Here is a 19,533-nt window from a genome sequence, read left to right as displayed (position 1 = left end):
GATGTTAACACATCCATTCTCAATGATTTTACAAGAACGCGATATTTAGCAAGCACAGGAGCTGATTGACATCCTTTATTTTTTCGTTACTGTATTCGGCCACTTTCACTTTCGAGCGCTGACTTTCGACTACGCTGTTCCTTTGTTGCCCCACGGCTAAATCTATAGCCAAAACTAAGACGCACCTGCCTTGACTCATAATAGCCATAGCTTGATGACTGCAAGCCGGGTAAATTCTGCGTGTATTTAATCTGGTTGCCTTTATAGACATCCGTCACGGCTAGTCTAAGCGTCGCTTTATCCTTCAATAAACTCTTTTGTAATGCAATATCCACTTGACTGATCGGTCTACTTATCGTATTTGCTCCACCAAGCCGCTTCGAGTTGTAGACCATTGAAATCTCACACCGCATCTTATTCGGCAGCTTAAAAGACTGAAGAAGGCTAACACGTCCCGCAGTCTGCTTTAAATTGAGGTTTTGGTACTGGTCAAATGAAACATCATTGTGGATATAATATAGCAACCCATTAAAGGTAATATCCCACCAAGGTTTTGGTGATAGCGTCTGAGTCAAGGATAGCGACCAATGCTTTTGTGTACCTACATTTTTGCTGATCATCATTATTTTATCAGCTTCCAATGTATCCGTTATTTTGGCATTCAATTGATCCGTATACGCATAATTTAAGCCGACAATCGTCGAGCTCTTTAGGGAATAAAGTAAGGAAAATCGTTGGGTCAGTGAGGGGATCAAAAAAGGGTTTCCTTTCCAGAAAGACAGCTCATCGAGCATATAGACAAAAGGATTCAAATCCTGATAGGCCGGTCGTTCAATACGCTTGGCGTATGACAGTGAAATCGTCTGTTTATCGGCCAGTTGCCTCGTGATAGATAAAAAAGGGAAAAGATTAGTGAAATTTCTATTGATTTGATCATCCAGATCCTTTTCTTGCTCCCGATAAAATAAAACACCCTTGGAATTCGCATTTTCTAGCCGTAGTCCAGCTTGGAGAGACCATTCTCCGATCGTTCTTTTATAGTCAAGATATGCACTAGCTATGCGTTCGTCAAAATGAAAATCATTGGACCGTCTATTATCGAGACTATCACTTGCAGGGCCGACATGATAAAACCGGGAATTGTTTTTAGAACCTACAGCCGAATATTTGGCACCTGCTTCCAATTTTCCGTCCCACAGTTTCGTAGCGTAATCCACCTTTAGCCCTTTTAGATCAATATCGATATCATTCAGCGTACGGTACAGATTCTCGTCAAAGACATTTCCCCCATTGTCCCGATAGGTATTCGATTGCAGGTTTTTATTCCATTTATCAAAAAGACCGTAATCCAAATCCACATTTAGGCTACGGCCCAACGTATCTTCATATTTGTAGTTCAGATTAAAGTTGTAGCGCTTGGTGCTCTGGCCGTAGTAATCGTTGATAGCATCAAGAGATCCTTCCAACACTGCCGAGGGAAGTGTAGCAATCGTCGTAGCTGTATTGGTCAGTCCGCCACCGAAGATAAAATTACCGTTTACCAAAAGACCTATTGTATTTTTATCATTGAGAAAGTAATCTATCCCCATCTGAGCGCCCATTTTCTGGCGCTTGTCCTCATCGACCGTGTGGCTGTCATAGGATTTGCCGTTTTGCTGACGATTAGTGCCATACAAGTAATTGTAGTGGCCAAGTGTATGGTTATAACTCCCAAATACATTGAATTTATTCACCCGGTAATTGAAGGTCATATGCTGCAATTGCTTCGGGCTGACACCATAAGCAAAGGCACTTGTTATACTTGCATTCAAGCCCTTCAACTGATTTTTCTTCGTTTTGATATTGATAATACCAGCTGCACCGCTCGCATCATATTTAGCTGAGGGACTATTGACAATTTCGATGGATCTGAGGTTATTCGATGACATCGACTTCAATAGATCGCTGAGCTCCTTGCCCGAAAGAAAAGTTTGTCTTCCGTCCAACAGGATCTGCACTCCGCTTTTACCATTGAGCGTAATATCGACTTCATTTTCGATCTGTACCCCAGGCGCTCTTTTTAATGCGTCAAAGGCCGAAATATCCTGTGCTCCGATACTATTTTCTACCTGATAGACAATCGCGCCACCATCAACCGTTAGTACCGCTCTTTTGCCTTCGACTGTCACCGCTTCCAGCTTATTTTCCTGTCGGGAGAGTTTTACTATCTCCAAATTACTATTGGCAAGGTCAAATAGCGTGCTCCTATAATCATGGTAGCCAAGGTGTTTTACCGCGACAAAATATTTACCCGGAATTTTACCCCGAAGCTGAAAAGTCCCCAGACTATCTGTGTTTGTACTGGCTACCAATATCCCACTGCTACTGTACAGACCTACTGTAGCCAAGGCAACAGGTGACATCTCCGGATCAACCACCTTGCCTTTGACCAGGTCACTATCATTCTGCCCATAGAGTATTCCACTCCATAAGAAGACAGTTGCAATTAATACGAGTTTTATAAAATCAAATAGGATCATTGGCTACCTTTAATCGTATGTAATGATACAGATAAAAAAGCAAGCTAAGCAATAAAACGCAAAAAACCTCTTCTTTATTGATGCTCAATAAAGATAAAAAAAATCATAGTAACTGAATTCTGACAGGGCAATATCATATATCACAATCATATATAAATTGTTTTTAGTAAATTGTAAATCGAATAATTCGAACCAACCTTTTATCTATGAAAAATCCCATCGGCATCAAGGATATTGCTGAAATGCTTGGCATTTCTGTTTCCACTGTTTCACGAGCGTTTCGAGACACGCATGATGTCAACCCCACAACACGTCAGAAAGTATTGTCACTGGCCAGGGAACTTAATTTTAAGCCCAACAAAAATGCAGCGGCATTAGCCTCAGGTTCAACAAAAAATATTGGCGTTGTCATTCCATTTATTACCAACTATTATTTCTCGACAGTTATTTCGGGTATTCAGGAGGAAGCCTATGAACAGGATTACAATATCATTCTTTATGTCACCAACGATAGTATGGCCCGTGAGCAGAGCCTACTGGAAAACCTATCGACCAGTAGCCTCGACGGACTTCTAGTCTCCATATCTTCGGATTCCTATATCAACGAACATTTTGAACGACTGATGGCTAAAGGGCTACCTATTGTATTTTTCGACCGGGTCCCAAATAATATCGTAGCATCAAAAGTTGTACAGGATGACTTTGCGGGCGCTTTTCAGGCAACAAGATTTCTACTCGAAAATGGCGCCAACCGTATTGCCCATATTGCTGGTCCGAAAGACCTCAAATTTACACAACAGCGACTCAACGGTTATATTGAAGCATTGAAACAGTGCAACAGACCTTTAGAAGAGAATCTGATCGTACATTCCGGTTTCTCGCAAATTCACGGCAGTGAGGATACAACCAAACTACTGGCACTACCTCAGCGTCCCGACGCCATCTTTGCCGCCAATGACCGCAAAGCTGTCGGTGCAATCTTGTGCATCAAAAAACACAACTTGCGCGTAGGGATTGATATCAGCGTTATTGGTTTTACAAATGACCCCATCTGCACCGTAGTCGAACCCAATCTGACCACCATAGAGGAACCCGCCTTTGATATCGGAAAACGTAGCTGTGCCCTGCTGATCCGTCACATAAAAAATAAAGACTTCGAAATTCAGGATATTATACTCCCTGGAAAACTGGTGGTTCGTGATTCGGTGATAAACAAAATCACCTAATTAATTTTTATAACATAATTTGCCGGATATAAAAGTATAGTGTACCCGTATATCTTGATCAAACAGAACAATATCCGCATCCTTGCCGATACCTATCGCCCCCATACGATCGTCGCAGCCAAGTAATCTTGCAGGGTTTAGCGTCATCATCTTTATGGCCGTTATAAGATCTAAACCAGCCATATTGATCATAGTCCTGATTAGCCGATCGGCGGTAGCGACACTCCCAGCAAAAGAAGAGTAATCAGGTAGTTTAGCAACGCCACCTTCAACAATAACTTCAATTCCACCTGTAAGACTTCCCAATATACTTTTTCCTTCGGGCATACCTGCGGCCCGCATGGCGTCTGTAATCAGAATGATTTTATCATCACCCTTGATTTTATGGATCAATTTTAAAAAGGGTTCTGGCAAATGAACACCATCGGCGATAATCTCGACATCAATAGCATCTAGAAGCAGACAGCTTTCTATTGCCCCAGCATAACGATAAGCATTCCGTCGTGTCATTCCAGACATTCCCGAATACAAATGAGTTGCCAACCGATAGCCGTGTTCGACTGCAGGGAGGATTTCTTCATAGATAGCATCTGTATGAGCCAGGGCCAGTAAAATTCCATAGTCATGGACTTTCTGTCCAAAATCAAGCGCCCCCGGAAGTTCAGGAGCGGCACTCCATCGTGCAATCAGGTGATGATACTGCTCGAGAATAGGCAGATACTCATTCGGGTCTGGATTTCGAATATAACGTGGATCCTGTGCCCCCCGCTGGTTCATCGCAAAATAAGGTCCCTCCAAGTGCAACCCCAAAAAGCGCGAGCCGTGCACGTTGCGGCTTAAAGCCTGCATATAGGTATCAAACAAAGCCAATAACTCACTTGGCTCACTGGTCAGTGTCGTCGGCAACATCGCTGTGGTACCATAACGGATATGTGTCTGTGCAACTTTTAGAAAAGCATCAACCGTATTATCCATAAAATCGGCACCACCACCACCATGCACATGGATATCAATAAATCCCGGGGACAAAAAAAGCCCCTTGGCATCCAGCCATTCACCTGACTGCTCGTCCGCTGAAACTCGCTGCGTAGCGATATCCACAATTTTTCCCTCAGCAATCCTTACTGTTCCATTTTCAATGATACGATTGGGTGTAATGATGTTAGTGTTTGTAATCGTTAGCATAGCTCAATTTTGTTTATTAAATATATTCCATGTGCGTAACCTATGGCCTTTGAATGCATAGAAAACTAAATATAGAAAACAAGGTATCAATATCCAATAGGCAGACCTTACATCAACAGCATCTGCCCATAATCCATACAGCAACGGTAATACGGCATTCCCACTCAGTCCCATAATCAACAATGCAGACCCCTGTTTTGCATAACTTCCCAAGCCTTCCAATGCTAGGGGCCAAATTCCAGCCCAAATCAAGGCATTAGGTAGCCCGATCAGTACGATGAACCAAACCGAAATATCCAAATCTTTATTCAAAAAATAGACAGAGCCATGCGATGTACAAACTAATAGCGCCAGCATTAACCCAAGGATCGTACAAAATTTAAGCGCGAGTTGTTGGCTGCATATCTTTGGGATTAGCACAATACCACAGAGATATCCACAGATCGTAGCAGTTAATGTATAAGATGGCAGAGCTTTGGCTTCCAACAAGGATAACCCCATCGATCCGGCATAATTAATTATGGTATCGATCGCAATGACTTGCGTTCCCACATGCAAAAAAATTGCCAGCGCCCCAAGTACGAGGTGAGGGAACTGAAAGATTCCTTTTTTGTTTATCCTTTGTCCATCCGCTATAGGGGCTTCCTGTTGATCCAATTCTGGGAGAATGGAAAACTTGACTAATACCCCAATCAGAAACAGCACCCCACTTACGACAGTGTAAGGCCAGACGACACGTAAAATCAACTCATCCAACGCGATGGCACGGGATACCTCATCCATTGCTTCCAGTTGATTAAAAAGCGTATTGTCCTGAGGCCGCAGGATAACATATGAAAAGATCAGCGGAGCCAGTATCCCGGCTCCTTTGTTACAGATCCCCATCATGCTGATTCGTTGTGCTGCCCGCTCTTTTTCACCAATCAGTGTAATATACAGGTTAGCGACAGTTTGCAGCAACGTCAATCCGGTACCCAAAGTAAAGAGACCTACTAAAAAAATAAGGTATGTGCGTCCATAAGCAGCCGGGACGAATAACAATGCTCCCATTGCCATAATCCAAAAACCGACCATAATCCCATTTTTATAACCCAGCTTCTTTAATATATAAGATGCAGGCATCGACATCAACAAATAGGAAATGTAAAACGCAAACGCTACCAAATACGACTGAAAATTACTTAATTCACATGCGATTTTAAAATAAGGAATCAGTATCGCATTTACCCAGGAGACAAATCCAAAAATAAAGAACATCAGTCCTATGATCCCTATGGATACCAATGTTGTCTTTCGATCTAAAGCAGTTGATGTCATCGCAGCGGATTATAGTAAAGAAGCTGATTCTTTGTCGAGATAGCAAGTACTATCCGTGTGTTGCTGTAATATGCTCGCAGGGTGCCAGTTCGAGATCATCCCGGAGAGGCAGTTCCGCACCGCCTCTGCTTTTCGTTTATCTGGTACTGCACATATAATTTTTCGGGATAACATAATCTGTCGAATAGTCATACTGATAGCCTGAGCAGGAACTTCGTCAATCGATGCAAACCATCCCTCCCCCAGCTGTTGCTGCCTGCACTGTGTATCAAGGTTTACTACCAGATAAGCTCCACTGGCATCAAAATCCGCAGGCGGATCGTTGAAAGCTAGGTGTCCATTTTCGCCTATCCCGACAAAGGCAACGTCAATGGGATGTGCACCGATTTTTTTGTCGAGACGTTCACATTCAGCTTGGGGATCCCCTTCTCCATTAATGAGCACGACCTCTTTTAAAGGGGCTACAAGATTAAGAAAGCGCTCGGTCAAATACTTACGGAAGCTTGCTTTATGTGTTACCGGAATACCGATGTATTCATCCAGATGAAACATCCGTACTTTGCCCCAATCAATATCCGTCGCCGCTACCAGCGTTGCCAAAGTTTCAAACTGGCTCTGTCCTGTCGCCAGAATAATATTTACCTCACCATTTTCCGCTATTGCAGTTTTAATAGCCTCGATTCCGGCCTTTCCAGCCTCCAAACCCAGTTCTTCGCGTGTTTTAAAAGTTTTTAAGTTCACTTGATTTTATTTAGTTGATTTCAATACTTGTGTTGTTCCACCTTTTGTTAAGTTGATATCATGTACCAGATTATCTTTCCAGAGGCCATTTGTAAAATCTGGTATTTCAATCGGCTGGGAGCCATTAGCCACAGACCATTCGCTCAATGGGCCGATAACACTCCAGCTTGCGGCATCGTAGACATCCATATCGACCGGAAGCCCATTTCTAAGACAGTCGATCAATCGCCAATCCATCATAAAATCCATCCCCCCATGACCACCAATTGCTTTTGCTAGCTCGCCGATCTTGGTGATAATACCAGGAGCATACTTCTTTTCCAATTCAGCCATCTCGGTTGCTCCTAAAAAATCATCATGCCCTATGGCGATCTTTCCAGGCAATGGATATTTTTGAGCAAACGCCTTTGTACCACTCACCAGATGAATACGCGAATACGGACGTGGTGAACTTACGTCATGCTGCAACATCATCGTACTACCGTCTGAGTTCATAATGTTCGACACATTAATATTTCCGCGGAAAGGTTTATCGACATAACTTTCAAACTGCTTATCTACCTGTGCCATTTCCTTTGCTTTGGAATTAAGCATAAAGTCCTTTGAAGACATTGAGTTCATATAGTCCATTTTGTTGCCACGATTGATCCGAAGTATCTGGCAAATCGGCCCCAGTCCATGGGTTGGATATAGATTTCCGTTTCGAGCAGCATTTTCTTTGAGCCGCCAAAAATCGTATCGCTTTTTCTCATCAAAAAGGCTGTCCATGATATCATGGATATAAGCCCCCTCACAGTGGATGATATCACCGAAAAACCCCTGTCTTGTCAAGTTGAGCGTCAATAGCTCAAAATAGTCGTAACAGCAATTTTCGAGCATCACACAATGTTTTTTTGTTGCTTCGGAGGTTCTCACCAATCTCCAGCAGTCCTCCACGGTAATTGCCGCAGGGATCTCGAGTGCGACATGTTTACCCTGCTCCATGGCATAGATTGCCATATCAGCATGCATGCTCCAATGTGTAGCAATATAGATCAGATCAAATTGATCCGATTCACACATCCTTTTCCAATCTTCTCCAGTTTTAGCATAAATTGTGGCAACATGCCCTGACGTCTTAATCCGCTCTTTGGCTTCATGGGCTTTCTCCGGCCTGATGTCACAGATACCATGAATGCTGACACCAGCAATCTGGCTCATTCGTTCTACCGCCGCCGAGCCCCGGTTTCCAACACCAATAAAACCCACGCGTACAGTTTCAATTTTGGGTGCGGCATAGCCCGACATGTTAAAAATGCTGTTATATTTTTTAGATGCTTCCAGCCGGATATGATCGAGTTTAGTACCCGAGGTTTCCTTTTCCTGTGCGGTGCAACCGGTTATTAGTCCAAAACCGGCTAGACCAGACAATTTTAAAAATGATCTTCTATTTGTTCCCATGGTCACTAATTGATCTGGAGAGTTCCTCCAATGTTAAACTTTCTTTTATACGCATTTACCTTATTCAATAATTGCTTTTTATCCTTTTCTGGGCAGCTTTTACCACTCCAGGGCGTCAGCTCATCCACATTAATATCTTCCCTGCTCAATGCCAACAACAAGGGTATATCGCCCCACTTTAAAATTCCAGGAATATGGACGGCCATGTTGAAATTTTCCAGACTGCCGGTCATATCTGGCAGGTAACTGGCGGGCAATCGCCGGAGCTGCAGTATCCGTTGTTGTGGCGATAAGTCGCTGCTGATCAAGGCGGCCAAAGCAGTTTCACGATCGGCATGAACAATCAGCTTATGGTTACCGTAATGCTGCTGCAGATAGTCACTTACGAGCGTAATCTCGTTGGCCCATATTCCCATCATAGTTTGCCCCATCCAAAGCATTGAACGTGAGATGGTATGAAAACGAGGTAGCGCCCCATCAATATGTTCGGCACTGGCTGAAGCTCGCTCCCCGAGGCCAAAGAGATCTACGATCGCAATGCCCTCGCCCCTCGCGACCATCTGTTCAATTTCCGTAAGATTAAGTCCCTGGTTGCCCTGATCGGGGAATAACACGTGCATTATCTTCCCTCCTCCAGCAGGCTCCTTAACGAGCAGAGGAATCAGCTGTCGCTGAGCCGTTTCGAGGATAATTCGTAGCCATCCTGCCTCAGGTAATAACGTTCTTACCGAAAGCAGTCGATCCGATTCGACCTTGGAGAGCAGCAGGCGGAGCTCCTGCAGATAGGTTTCTGTGCTCCGCCCATTAGTGACGATTAACTTATTTTCAGCTAATTTGAACTCCCTATTCACAAAGGCTGGTATCGTCATTATTTTTTCGCTTTTAATCCCATATTGCAACACCGACAAACGACTGGTATCGAGCATATGTACCGCATTTAGCTCAATTGGTAAGGACTGACGATAATTAAAGCTTTTATTAAACCAAGAGAGCATAGCTTTATTCATTTCAATTGTATAGCTGTGCGACTCATCAAATAATTCATACGCTAATCGATCAGCCGAGTCCTGTTGTTGATATGCTAACTTGCCAAGACGATACGACTTCAGCATCTGATGAACGTTAAATGCGGCGTTCCCATCTTTTAGGGCTGTAATGATCTTTACAGCCTTAGGAGCCATCGCCTGCAAGAGCTGCCCCTCTTCAAAATGCTGCAGGCCATTAGGATGTAACTCACAGACACAGTTGCTATTCATAATATAAGAGCGGAAGGTACCTACACTGACGACCGGGACAGCAGCTTTGACGCGAGCATCCATTGCTGTTAGCCACATGGTCTGATTGCCCCCACCACTGGCACCAGTAGCGCCAATTTGCTCTTTATTCACATAATCCAAGCTGCATAGCAGATCTATAGCACGTTTATTTTCCTGAAGCTGTATCCCCATTAGGGGTGTCCCCATATCCAGTAATAATGACCCCAGATTGGCCCCATGATATTCATGTTCGTGCCGACGTCCACGTTCCCCCGCCCCCATAGCATCGATACTAAGGCATACATAGCCATTGCTTGCTAGTATTTGAGATGTCCGTTGCACGATTTCACTACGACGTCCCGGTGCCCAATGACCGTGGCTGTTTAATATCGCTGGAAAAGGCCCTTGCCCTTTGGGAACATAGAGGTTGGCTGGGACGTATACGCCCGGCAGACTTTGAAAGATCAGATTATATACCGTATAGCCACCACAGTCCAGGCTAGCAACAACCCGCATATCCAGATCGCTATCGTCGCTGTTACCCAATTGAAGATTGGTATGAATCTGATTTAAGAGTTGTCCAGGGTCTACAATACGATCCATCGGCAGTTTATACAAGAGTTCATCCGCCTGACTTTCGATTAATTCCTTGAGCGGATCAATGTCCTTTGGGATGGATAGTATTTCCGGTAGGACTGTCTGTGCAGCTACCTGCTGTCCGAATGTCATCATAAGCGTGACTGTATATAGTTTAAAATTCATCCTTATTTAACCCTTAATCCACGTCCCACCAAAGTTTAGTTGCGGCGTTATCCGCTCCACCGAGCAAGGCACGACCCTTTGTCAATTCGGCAAAGTTGTCTGTCACTTCCGTCAAAGGGTAAGGCAACCTCTTGATAAATGTTCCAGCCGGCAGGTCGGGATTGTCGGACTGTAGCACCGCATACATCTTTGGGTATCCTGAACGACGATATTCAGCCCATGCTTCCATACCGTTGGGATAGATTGCAAGCCACTTCTGTACACCAATCTGTTCACGCTGTTCAGCCTCCGTACCGCTCCATTTAATTGGAGTTACGGCAACTGCTGGAGAATTATGGTAATCGCCCGGAGCGGTCGGTCTATTCGTTGAGGAAAGGTAATTGCGGATGATTGTTTCATCATTGACACCCCATTGCGCCATACTCAGACGTATTCCTTGTTCGTAGAGCACCTGTGCTGTACCATCCATATTCCAACCATTCAGAGCGCCTTCCGCACGCAGCATAAACGATTCGGCGGCGCACATAATATGAAAATTCTGTGTAAAATTACCTTCGAGCACTTCGCCATTGTACCGCACCCAGTAGGTACCCACATTGGAATTGGCTCTCGACTGATTTCTTGGCTGCCCAAGATCGGTGGCTATAGCTCCATTACGCACACTGTTAAAGACTTTTCCACTCAAGCTGGGTTGAAAATAAATACCCAATCTTGGATCTTCATAGCCTTTGAGATATGAGGCTATCGTTGAACTCATCGAAAATTCGTTCCAAACAGCCACCTGCGACAGACCATTGGTATCGTTGCCCGAGAGTGACTTGAGCATGGTGGCATTTTGACCATTATTGGTCATCACACCTGCTGCCACCGCAGCTTCAGCTTCAAACTTTGCCTTTATGGGATCTACTTTTGATATCCGAAGAGCGAGCCGTAGGCGCATGGAATTCGCAAAGCGGATCCAATTTTCCACATTTCCGTTATACATTAGATCATATCCCTGAAAGATTGTTGTACCCGAAGACAGGGCTTTCAGCTGGTCTACCGCTGTCGTAAGACGAGTAAAAAAATCCGCATAGATCTTATCCATCGGATCGTAAGGAATGACATCGCGAGCCTCTGCTGCTGCAAAATAAGGGATCGGACCAAAATGATCAGTCAAGCGGTGAAAGGCATATACCCACATAATATTCGCGAGTGCCGCTTCCCCTGTACCAGACTCGGTATTATCCATAATACTTTTAAGCTGCGGCGCGGTATCAACATACACCACAGTCCAGAATCGCCGCTGCCAGTCAGGTGTCAGCAGGTAGCGATCCGTACTGAAAGAATTAGTTGTCAATGCAAAATACTGTCCATAGAGATCGGCGCCAAGATTCTGTACGGTTTGGTAAAAAGAACGATTCATCGCAGCCGAAGACTGTGCTTTTGCAAACATAAAGGGCAGCTCACGCTGTGTGATCACCGTGATGTTGTTGGGATCGCTGTTAATCCGATCAAAATCTTTGCTGCAAGAAATAAGGCTCAATCCTAGCAAAGCACCATATAGCATGTTTCTTCTCATGTTTACAACTGTTAAAAGGTTAATTTTAAGTTTAGCCCGAATGTCCGTACCGACGGTGGTAGTCCAACTTCCACACCCTGATAATTGCCAGCTCCCAGCGCAGCCTCGGGGTCTATCGGGTTTTTTGTCTTTCCAATTCCCGGTATATCCAGTTTGGATTTTCCGCGGTAGATGAAAAAGAGGTTACGTCCTGTTAGGGATAGCCCTGCATTCTTGAATACCGAGGTATTCTTTAAGTCCAACCTATAAGTAATGGACAATTCCCGGAGCCGCACATTAGTCATGTCATAAGTAAAAAACTCACCCCAACCATCCCGGCCATTTTGCGATACACGTGTCCACAACTGCTGCGCGGTGATGGCTTGTGTATTGGCGGCACCATTGGCATCCACAGCATCCAGTACGAGACCACCTTCGCGATACATTGAGGTGTAGTCTGCTACACCAAAGGCTGCGAGGTAGGCTGAAGTTCCTGAGACTATTTCTCCTCCAATTCTTGCATCCACTAATGTATTGAGCGTAAAACCCTTGTATGAAAAGGAATTGGACCAACCCAATAAAGCCTTGGGATTAAAGTTACCTAATTTTTGATTCGCTTCTACCACCGGCAGCCCACTACCATCTACCACAAATTTTCCACTCTGTGGATCACGTTTCCAAGCATAACCGTAGAGGTCACCATACTTCTCTCCTTCGTTTACCACAACTGTGGCATACCTGTTATTGTCGGTAATATTGGCTCGTTTTGTTTTATCGTGCAATGCGATTATCTTGTTGGTGTTACTGGCAAAATTCAACGTCGTCTCCCAAGAAAAATGTTCGCTTTTTATAGGCGTTGCCATCAGCTGCAGTTCAAGTCCTCGGTTTTCAATATCCCCTGCATTGATGTATTGCCGGCTATAACCGCTAGCCATAGGCAGCCCCAGAAAGAGTAGCTGATTTACCGTATTGCTTTTGTACAAAGTCAGGTCAAAACCTAGTCTGTTTCCAAAGAATTTCATATCAAGACCTGCTTCAAATGACTTGGTCAATTCGGGTTTTAGGTCTGGAATAGCTTTAATCGGCGAGCGGGAAATAAATCCATTTCCGGCTCCCAGTCCAAATGAATAAAGCTGTCTGAGCAAATACGGATCAGCATCATTACCGACCTGAGTATAAGATGCTCTAATTTTTCCAAAATTGACCCAAGCAGGCATCTGTAACAACTCATTGAATATCGCAGACATACCAACAGAAGGATAAAAATAACTGTGCGGTGCTTTCAATGTTGAGGTCCAGTCATTACGGGCAGTCATATCCAAAAAAATAGTATTGTCAAAGGATAGCTGTGTACTGGCATAAACGGAATTGAGGCGGCGCTCGTAGCCTGCTATAGCTAAAAACTCAGGCGTCGTTGCCATTTTCAGGCTAAACTCATTTGGAATGGATAGACCATTGGCCATATTCTGAAAACTACTGTATTTCCGACGTAGTGTACTAGCCCCGAGATTGTAGGTAATGGCGATATGTTCTGTCAACGGATTTTTACCGTTGATCAGAAAGTCAAGGTTACTTTCTTGGTACCGGGCATTGGTCTCATAATATTTCCCCCCTTTGCGCACATCGCCAACAGATACTGTACTCGCAAAAAAGGAACCATCCGTATTATCAATATATTTATCAAAGCTATATCTGCCCATGATGCTGATCCAGTCCTTAAGCTGATAAGTCGCCGAACCCAGTGCTGTAATGCGATCACGTACTTCATTGACAGATGTACGGTTGATACTCCAATAAGGATTATCGTAAATGGCCGATCCCGACCAGTATTTACGTAGGGGCTGACCTGTATTGGGATCGATGGTCTCATAATCCATCAGTTCATTTTTATCCATGTCCCGTGGAATAATATAGGCTTCAACAGGAATCCCCATATCCCCCAGACGTGGCCGGTTGTCAATCTGCTGATTGACATAATTGAGTTTGACATCCGTTTTCAATTTGGGAATAAGCTCCGTATTGACGCGCAGATTAAGGCTGTTACGTTTAAGTGAGTTACCCTGGATAATCCCGCCGATTTTGTTGTTGGCATAGGAAACATACCCCTGCAGCTTCTCTGTACCACCATAGGTGCTGATACTGTTATTGAAAGTTGCCGAATTTTCATAGAAGTCCTTAACATTATTTTTATAGGTTTGTGCCTTTGGTCCCCAACTCTCCCCGATGTTTGTCCCGCTGACACCACCATTTCCTCGGCCATAGGTATTTTGAAACTCGGTAAGTAGGTTGACCTGATCAAAGAAGGCACTTCCGTTGTAATCTATCGTATATCGTCCCGACTTTCCCTGTTTGGTCGTGATCAGAATTGCCCCGTTTGCAGCTCTGCTTCCATACAACGCCGCTGCTGAGGGACCTTTGAGTACGTTGATGGATTCCACATCATCCGGATTGATATTGGCAGCACCATCACTGGTACCGTAGTTATAGGTCGTACCAGTCGCCTGCTGTGCACTTGAATTGTCATATGGTACGCCATCGACAACGATCAGGGCATTATTATTTCCTGAAATGGATTTGTTACCGCGGAGAACCACCCGCGCTGAAGCACCGGGACCGGAGGCGGCAGTGGTAATAACAGCACCGGCCACTTTACCCGTGAGACTGCTCATGATATTCCCGCTATTGTCCCTAGCGTCATTAACGGCACTGCCACTAAGCTGCTGCGTTGCATAGGTAAGTCCTCTTGTTTCCCTTTTGATACCAAGTGCTGTTACCACAACCTCATCGATGGTAAAATTCTCCTGTGCAAGGCCAACGGTCAATAAGCCTGCTGCCGTCACAGGCAACTCCGCCGATTTATACCCGATCAAAGAGAACTTGAGTCTATCCCCCACCGCAGCCCTGATACTAAAATTACCTTCTTGGTCTGTGTGCTCCGCCAGCTGCGTGCTGAGGTTTAGCACCGTCACTCCCAGTAGCGGTTTCTGATCCGTCGTGCTGATCACCTTTCCTATCCGGGTGCTTGGCTGTGCATGAGCTCCCTTAGTAAAAAGGAAGAAATAACAGCCAATTAGCCCCACAAAAAACAAATGTTTACTGTCGATACGAGCTATCATAATTTATCGATTTAAATTGTTGGATTTTAGTTTATTTCCATTGCGTTATACCCAAAGAAAGACCTTTGGAGAAAGAAATCCAACAGATTGCCCGAATAAAGTAGCGGTAGCGTTACCGAAAATCCGCCGTCTATATAAAGCGTTCAAACGACCAACAAAACTTTTCTGACAGTTTGATCAAAGCAAATCGGACCGATAACGTTATCATTGATTTTCATTGTTGTTTTTCATAATAAACAGTAGAATTGTAAATCAGATCAAAACCCAATTGCCGCGCTAAAAACGAACAATGGAAAATAATAAAGCCACATTATCTTGGAAGCAGCTGAACGCTATAGATCCCACATGGGTCGATATCCCCGAGCTGTCTCTATTGACACTACCTGAACGGGTGATCCAATTTGGCACTGGAGCCCTTTTGCGTGGCCTACCTGACGACTATATCCACCGAGCCAATCTCGCTGGCATCTTTCAAGGCCGCATTTTAGTCGTCAAGTCGACCGATCAAGGCAGTACAACAGCTTTTGAACAGCAAAATTCGCTCTATACTTTACTTGTACAGGGGTACGAAGATGGACAGCATATCGTCTCTAGACAGGTCAATGCTGCTATTTCCCGCGTATTGTCTGCACAGCAACAATGGCATGAAATCTTAAAGACCGCCAGATCTCCCGAAATGGAGATCCTGATTTCCAATACCACCGAAGCTGGTATTGTCGGCTCCGAAGGTAAAATCCATGACAGTCCTCCAATAAGCCTTGCCGCTAAAATACTTGCTTACCTATATGCTCGTTATCGGCATTTCGATGCGGATCCGACCAAAGGGTTGGTCATTATACCTACCGAACTCATTACAGACAATGCTGTTGTACTTAAAGATATTATCCTCAATTTATGTCATCAGCAACAACTTGAAGACACCTTTATCGATTGGGTTGATCAAGCAAACTACTTCTGTAATTCGCTAGTAGACCGGATTGTCCTCAATAAGGTAGCCCCAGAGACACTGCCTTACGTGGATTCACTTGCGATAATGGCAGAACCCTACCGGCTATGGGCCATCGAATCGGATAGCAGTGTTGTACACAACAAGCTGTCTTTTGCAGCCCTGGATCCATCGATCAAAATAGTTCCAAATATCGCTAAGTACAAAGAGATTAAGCTCCGCCTGTTAAATGCGACTCATACACTCTGCTGTGGTCTGGCTATACTTTCCGGTATTGCAGATGTCAAAACATTCTTTACAGATGCAGTCCTGGACTGTTATATCCGTCAGATCCTTTTCAAGGAAATTGGCCCTAGCCTCCTGCAAATAGGAATCCTAACTACAGAAGCTGACCAGTTTGCCCATACCGTCATTGACCGTTTCAAAAATCCATTTCTGTCCCATCAATGGACTTCCATTGCCATACAATTCAGCAGTAAGATCAAGACCCGTGTGCTTCCTATACTGCCTTATTGGTATGGCCAGCATCAAGCTCCCCCCACAGGGGTCGCCATCGGCTTTGCAGCCTATATTTTGCTGATGCAGCAGACCACTGAAGAAAACGACTTTCATGACGATTACCGCAGTGCAGTGCAATTACATCTGCAACAGCCTGATCCTGTTCCATCCTTACTAGCAGACCAGCAGATCTGGGGTGAGTCTCTCCTAAACTACGCTGGACTTGCCTGCATGGTCAGTGAAATTTTACAACGTATTAAACAGTTGGGACTACGCAGCACCATAGTTGATTATCTTTTCGAACAGCAAACAGTATGAATACACTTAAAATACATCCCAAAGACAATGTAATTGTCGCACTGAGGGATTTATACGCACAGACTACCGTAAGAAACGGATCCAACACGTATTACCTCCATAATGATATTCCGGCCAAACATAAATTTTTTATAGAGGACCTGAAAGCTGGGCAAGAGGTCCTGATGTATGGTGTCGTCGTTGGCCGTTTAACGCAAGATGTGACACAAGGCAGTCTGATGGACACTGCCAATACCCAACATGCTGCGGATTCCTTTCAATACCGAGGATTTTCACAACAATGGACACCACCAGATGTCAGCTCATTCAAAGATCGACATTTTATGGGTTACCGCCGTGCAGACGGTCGTGTAGGCACTGCGAACTACTGGCTATGTATTCCAACCGTTTTTTGTGAAAATAGAAATATTGATGTCCTCCGGCAGGCCATGGAGGAAGAACTGGGTTACGGCAGTTCCAATATATATAAAAATTATACCCGGGCTCTATTGCGCGCTTATGATTCTATTGAAAACCTAGAGCAAGTGGATCTATCACCCGAAAGCACGCAACATGAAGCACGTGTTTTTGCGCACGTTGACGGCATTAAATTTTTACAGCATCAAGGTGGTTGCGGGGGAACCCGGCAAGACGCAACTGTACTTGCCCATTTATTAGCCGCCTATGCAGATCATCCCAATGTTGCTGGTGTTACTGTATTGAGCTTAGGCTGCGAGAATCTACAAGTCGAAGACTTTCGCGCTGCACTATTCCATCGCAACCCCCAATTTAACAAACCGTTGCTTGTATTTTCGCAGCAGCAAATAGGAAGTGAAAGAGCGCTTATGCAGCATGCCATTAAAGAAACATTTATTGGCATGGTCGATGCCAATAAACTGCGACGAACACCACAACCAATCAGCAAACTTACCCTTGGCGTCAAATGTGGTGGTAGCGATGGCTTCAGCGGCATCTCTGCCAATCCCGCAGTAGGTTACTGCTCGGATCTTCTGGTTGCTCTGGGAGGCAAGGTTCTCCTGGCCGAATTTCCTGAACTCTGCGGGGCCGAGCAGCAGCTCATCGACCGCATGCAAGATGCACAAACCGCTCATAAATTTATAAAGCTGATGAGTGACTACAGCTTTGCAGCTGAACAGGCTGGGTCCGGCTTTCATATGAATCCTTCACCTGGGAATATTAAGGATGGCCTTATTACTGATGCCATAAAGAGCAATGGAGCTGCAAAAAAAGGAGGTACTTCACCTGTAGTAGCTGTTCTGGATTATACCGAACCGGCAAACAAAGCTGGACTCAGTCTTGTCTGCACCCCTGGCAATGATGTGGAAGCAACGACAGGAAAAGCCGCCGCTGGAGCAACCCTCATGCTATTTACTACAGGTCTAGGCACACCGACAGGCAATCCAATCTGCCCGACGATCAAAATAGCCACCAACAATCGACTAGCCACCCACATGTCTGATATCATCGATATCAATACAGGAGCCATTATCGAAGGCCAGAAGACAATTGAGCAAATGGGAATAGAAATCCTTGAATATTGTATTTTGGCAGCCAGCGGAAAAATCATTCCTAAAGCAGTACAACTTCGACAGGACGATTTTATTCCTTGGAAACGTGGCGTGAGCCTTTAAGTCTTCTTTCCATCAAACAGAACTATTTTAATATCCACTTGAGAAGACTTATGATTCGCTAACCGCAACTAAATTCTCCCATTTGCATACTAAGGTGCCCATGAAGGGTTGTTCCATCAGTTCCGAACTAGAATGTATTCCTAATGAACGGCCTCTTTCGAAACAGTTCATTTCCTAAGACTTAATGTACCTTAAGTCTTAGGCTTAATCTGCTTTATTTTCCACTACAAATACGCTGCCTACCTTTAACCAAAGATTTATTATACAAATTAAAATTTTAAAATTATGGCACTTACAACAAGAATCAATGCAGATGATGTTGCATTTTTACTAATCGACCACCAGAGTGGTCTATTCCAAACAGTCAAAGATATCGAAGTACCTACATTACGAAACAATGTCGTGGCACTAGCCCAAATTGCCGCAATAGAAAATATTCCGGTCATCACTACCGCATCAGAACCCAAAGGCCCCAATGGACCATTAATGCCCGAAATCCACGAAAATGCGCCACAGGCTGTATATGTTGGTCGTACTGGAGAGGTTAATGCCTGGGATACTCCGGCTTTTGTTCAAGCAGTGAAGAATACCGGGAAGAAAAAATTAGTGATTGCGGGAGTACTGACCAGTGTCTGTGTTGCCTTCCCTGCTATTTCAGCGATCGCCGAAGGTTATGAGGTATTTGCGGTCATTGATGCCTCTGGTGATATGAGCCCGCTATCGACTCAGGTAACTCTTGCAAGACTACAGCTGGCAGGAGTTATCCCAATCACAACTACCGCTGTTATCAGTGAAGTATTAAAAAGCTGGCAACACAAGGATGCGGCGAAATATGCCAAAGCACTTTCCATGGTCATGCCAAATTACCAGGCCTTGATTGAAAGTTACTACAAAGCGCAGGAAGTTGCACTTGAGAATAAATAATAACCACACATTAGACTGTCGTAAAAATTACGACAGTCTAAATAAAAAAAGACTAATCTCACGACTAGTCTTCCTATGAAACAACAAATTTAAGTGCTTATGTCGTCTCGAAGA

The 19,533-nt window shown here is 44.4% G+C and carries 12 protein-coding genes; 4 read left to right on the top strand and 8 right to left on the bottom strand.

Going from position 1 to position 19,533, the window contains the following annotated elements:
- Nucleotides 1-86: 86 nt before the first annotated feature.
- Nucleotides 87-2,519 carry a TonB-dependent receptor gene (locus tag M2408_RS10080; RefSeq protein WP_259181408.1) on the bottom strand — a complete coding sequence of 811 codons (2,433 nt, stop codon included), beginning with the start codon at nucleotides 2,517-2,519 and terminating at the stop codon, nucleotides 87-89.
- A 206-nt stretch (nucleotides 2,520-2,725) separates the two neighbouring features.
- On the opposite strand from M2408_RS10080, the gene M2408_RS10075 reads away from it, so the two are divergent.
- Nucleotides 2,726-3,745 carry a LacI family DNA-binding transcriptional regulator gene (locus M2408_RS10075; protein WP_120257273.1) on the top strand — a complete coding sequence of 340 codons (1,020 nt, stop codon included), beginning with the start codon at nucleotides 2,726-2,728 and terminating at the stop codon, nucleotides 3,743-3,745.
- On the opposite strand, the gene nagA is transcribed toward M2408_RS10075, so the two are convergent.
- Genes nagA through M2408_RS10040 form a run of 7 tightly spaced genes read right to left on the bottom strand, consistent with a single transcriptional unit; the run spans nucleotide 3,746 to nucleotide 15,102 of the window.
- Complete coding sequence (nagA, locus tag M2408_RS10070; protein ID WP_259181407.1) at nucleotides 3,746-4,930, bottom strand: N-acetylglucosamine-6-phosphate deacetylase; 1,185 nt, start codon at nucleotides 4,928-4,930, stop codon at nucleotides 3,746-3,748.
- Nucleotides 4,931-4,933: 3 nt separating this feature from the next.
- Nucleotides 4,934-6,247 (bottom strand): sugar MFS transporter, encoded by a 1,314-nt coding sequence (locus M2408_RS10065; protein WP_259181406.1) that lies wholly within the window; start codon nucleotides 6,245-6,247, stop codon nucleotides 4,934-4,936.
- A 9-nt stretch (nucleotides 6,248-6,256) separates the two neighbouring features.
- The gene (locus M2408_RS10060) at nucleotides 6,257-6,988 is read right to left on the bottom strand and encodes a glucosamine-6-phosphate deaminase (protein WP_259181403.1); all 732 of its coding nucleotides are present in this window, start codon (nucleotides 6,986-6,988) and stop codon (nucleotides 6,257-6,259) included.
- A gap of 6 nt (nucleotides 6,989-6,994) precedes the next feature.
- On the bottom strand, nucleotides 6,995-8,428 hold the full coding sequence (locus tag M2408_RS10055; protein WP_259181401.1) for a Gfo/Idh/MocA family protein: 1,434 nt from the start codon (nucleotides 8,426-8,428) through the stop codon (nucleotides 6,995-6,997).
- A gap of 5 nt (nucleotides 8,429-8,433) precedes the next feature.
- Nucleotides 8,434-10,446, bottom strand: a complete 2,013-nt coding sequence (locus tag M2408_RS10050) for a S9 family peptidase (protein WP_259181400.1) — start codon at nucleotides 10,444-10,446, stop codon at nucleotides 8,434-8,436.
- Nucleotides 10,447-10,459: 13 nt separating this feature from the next.
- On the bottom strand, nucleotides 10,460-12,007 hold the full coding sequence (locus M2408_RS10045) for a SusD/RagB family nutrient-binding outer membrane lipoprotein (RefSeq protein WP_259181399.1): 1,548 nt from the start codon (nucleotides 12,005-12,007) through the stop codon (nucleotides 10,460-10,462).
- Nucleotides 12,008-12,018: 11 nt separating this feature from the next.
- The gene (locus M2408_RS10040; RefSeq protein ID WP_259181396.1) at nucleotides 12,019-15,102 is read right to left on the bottom strand and encodes a SusC/RagA family TonB-linked outer membrane protein; all 3,084 of its coding nucleotides are present in this window, start codon (nucleotides 15,100-15,102) and stop codon (nucleotides 12,019-12,021) included.
- Nucleotides 15,103-15,391: 289 nt separating this feature from the next.
- Between M2408_RS10040 and M2408_RS10035 the strand changes: the two genes are divergently transcribed.
- The 3 genes from M2408_RS10035 (at nucleotide 15,392) to M2408_RS10025 (ending at nucleotide 19,419) form a co-directional block, all read left to right on the top strand.
- Nucleotides 15,392-16,864 carry a tagaturonate reductase gene (locus M2408_RS10035; RefSeq protein ID WP_259181395.1) on the top strand — a complete coding sequence of 491 codons (1,473 nt, stop codon included), beginning with the start codon at nucleotides 15,392-15,394 and terminating at the stop codon, nucleotides 16,862-16,864.
- Entirely contained in the window at nucleotides 16,861-18,495 is a 1,635-nt protein-coding gene (locus M2408_RS10030; RefSeq protein ID WP_259181394.1) for a UxaA family hydrolase, read from the top strand. Before M2408_RS10035 ends, M2408_RS10030 begins: the two co-directional genes overlap by 4 nt.
- Before the next feature lie 285 nt (nucleotides 18,496-18,780).
- The gene (locus tag M2408_RS10025) at nucleotides 18,781-19,419 is read left to right on the top strand and encodes an isochorismatase family protein (RefSeq protein ID WP_120257263.1); all 639 of its coding nucleotides are present in this window, start codon (nucleotides 18,781-18,783) and stop codon (nucleotides 19,417-19,419) included.
- Nucleotides 19,420-19,533 lie beyond the last annotated feature (114 nt).

It is taken from the genome of Sphingobacterium sp. BIGb0165 (assembly GCF_024810095.1).
In the GTDB taxonomy this organism is placed as follows: domain Bacteria; phylum Bacteroidota; class Bacteroidia; order Sphingobacteriales; family Sphingobacteriaceae; genus Sphingobacterium; species Sphingobacterium detergens.
This window is presented reverse-complemented; position numbering and strand designations above follow the sequence as displayed.

Bases quoted from the DNA above. Each gene is read 5' to 3' on its own strand.
- M2408_RS10030 (WP_259181394.1), top strand. From the start codon at position 16,861: ATGAATACACTTAAAATACATCCCAAAGACAATGTAATTGTCGCACTG.
- M2408_RS10075 (WP_120257273.1), top strand. From the start codon at position 2,726: ATGAAAAATCCCATCGGCATCAAGGATATTGCTGAAATGCTTGGCATT.
- M2408_RS10025 (WP_120257263.1), top strand. From the start codon at position 18,781: ATGGCACTTACAACAAGAATCAATGCAGATGATGTTGCATTTTTACTA.
- M2408_RS10040 (WP_259181396.1), bottom strand. From the start codon at position 15,102: ATGATAGCTCGTATCGACAGTAAACATTTGTTTTTTGTGGGGCTAATT.
- M2408_RS10055 (WP_259181401.1), bottom strand. From the start codon at position 8,428: ATGGGAACAAATAGAAGATCATTTTTAAAATTGTCTGGTCTAGCCGGT.
- M2408_RS10080 (WP_259181408.1), bottom strand. From the start codon at position 2,519: ATGATCCTATTTGATTTTATAAAACTCGTATTAATTGCAACTGTCTTC.
- nagA (WP_259181407.1), bottom strand. From the start codon at position 4,930: ATGCTAACGATTACAAACACTAACATCATTACACCCAATCGTATCATT.
- M2408_RS10035 (WP_259181395.1), top strand. From the start codon at position 15,392: ATGGAAAATAATAAAGCCACATTATCTTGGAAGCAGCTGAACGCTATA.
- M2408_RS10065 (WP_259181406.1), bottom strand. From the start codon at position 6,247: ATGACATCAACTGCTTTAGATCGAAAGACAACATTGGTATCCATAGGG.
- M2408_RS10050 (WP_259181400.1), bottom strand. From the start codon at position 10,446: ATGAATTTTAAACTATATACAGTCACGCTTATGATGACATTCGGACAG.
- M2408_RS10045 (WP_259181399.1), bottom strand. From the start codon at position 12,007: ATGAGAAGAAACATGCTATATGGTGCTTTGCTAGGATTGAGCCTTATT.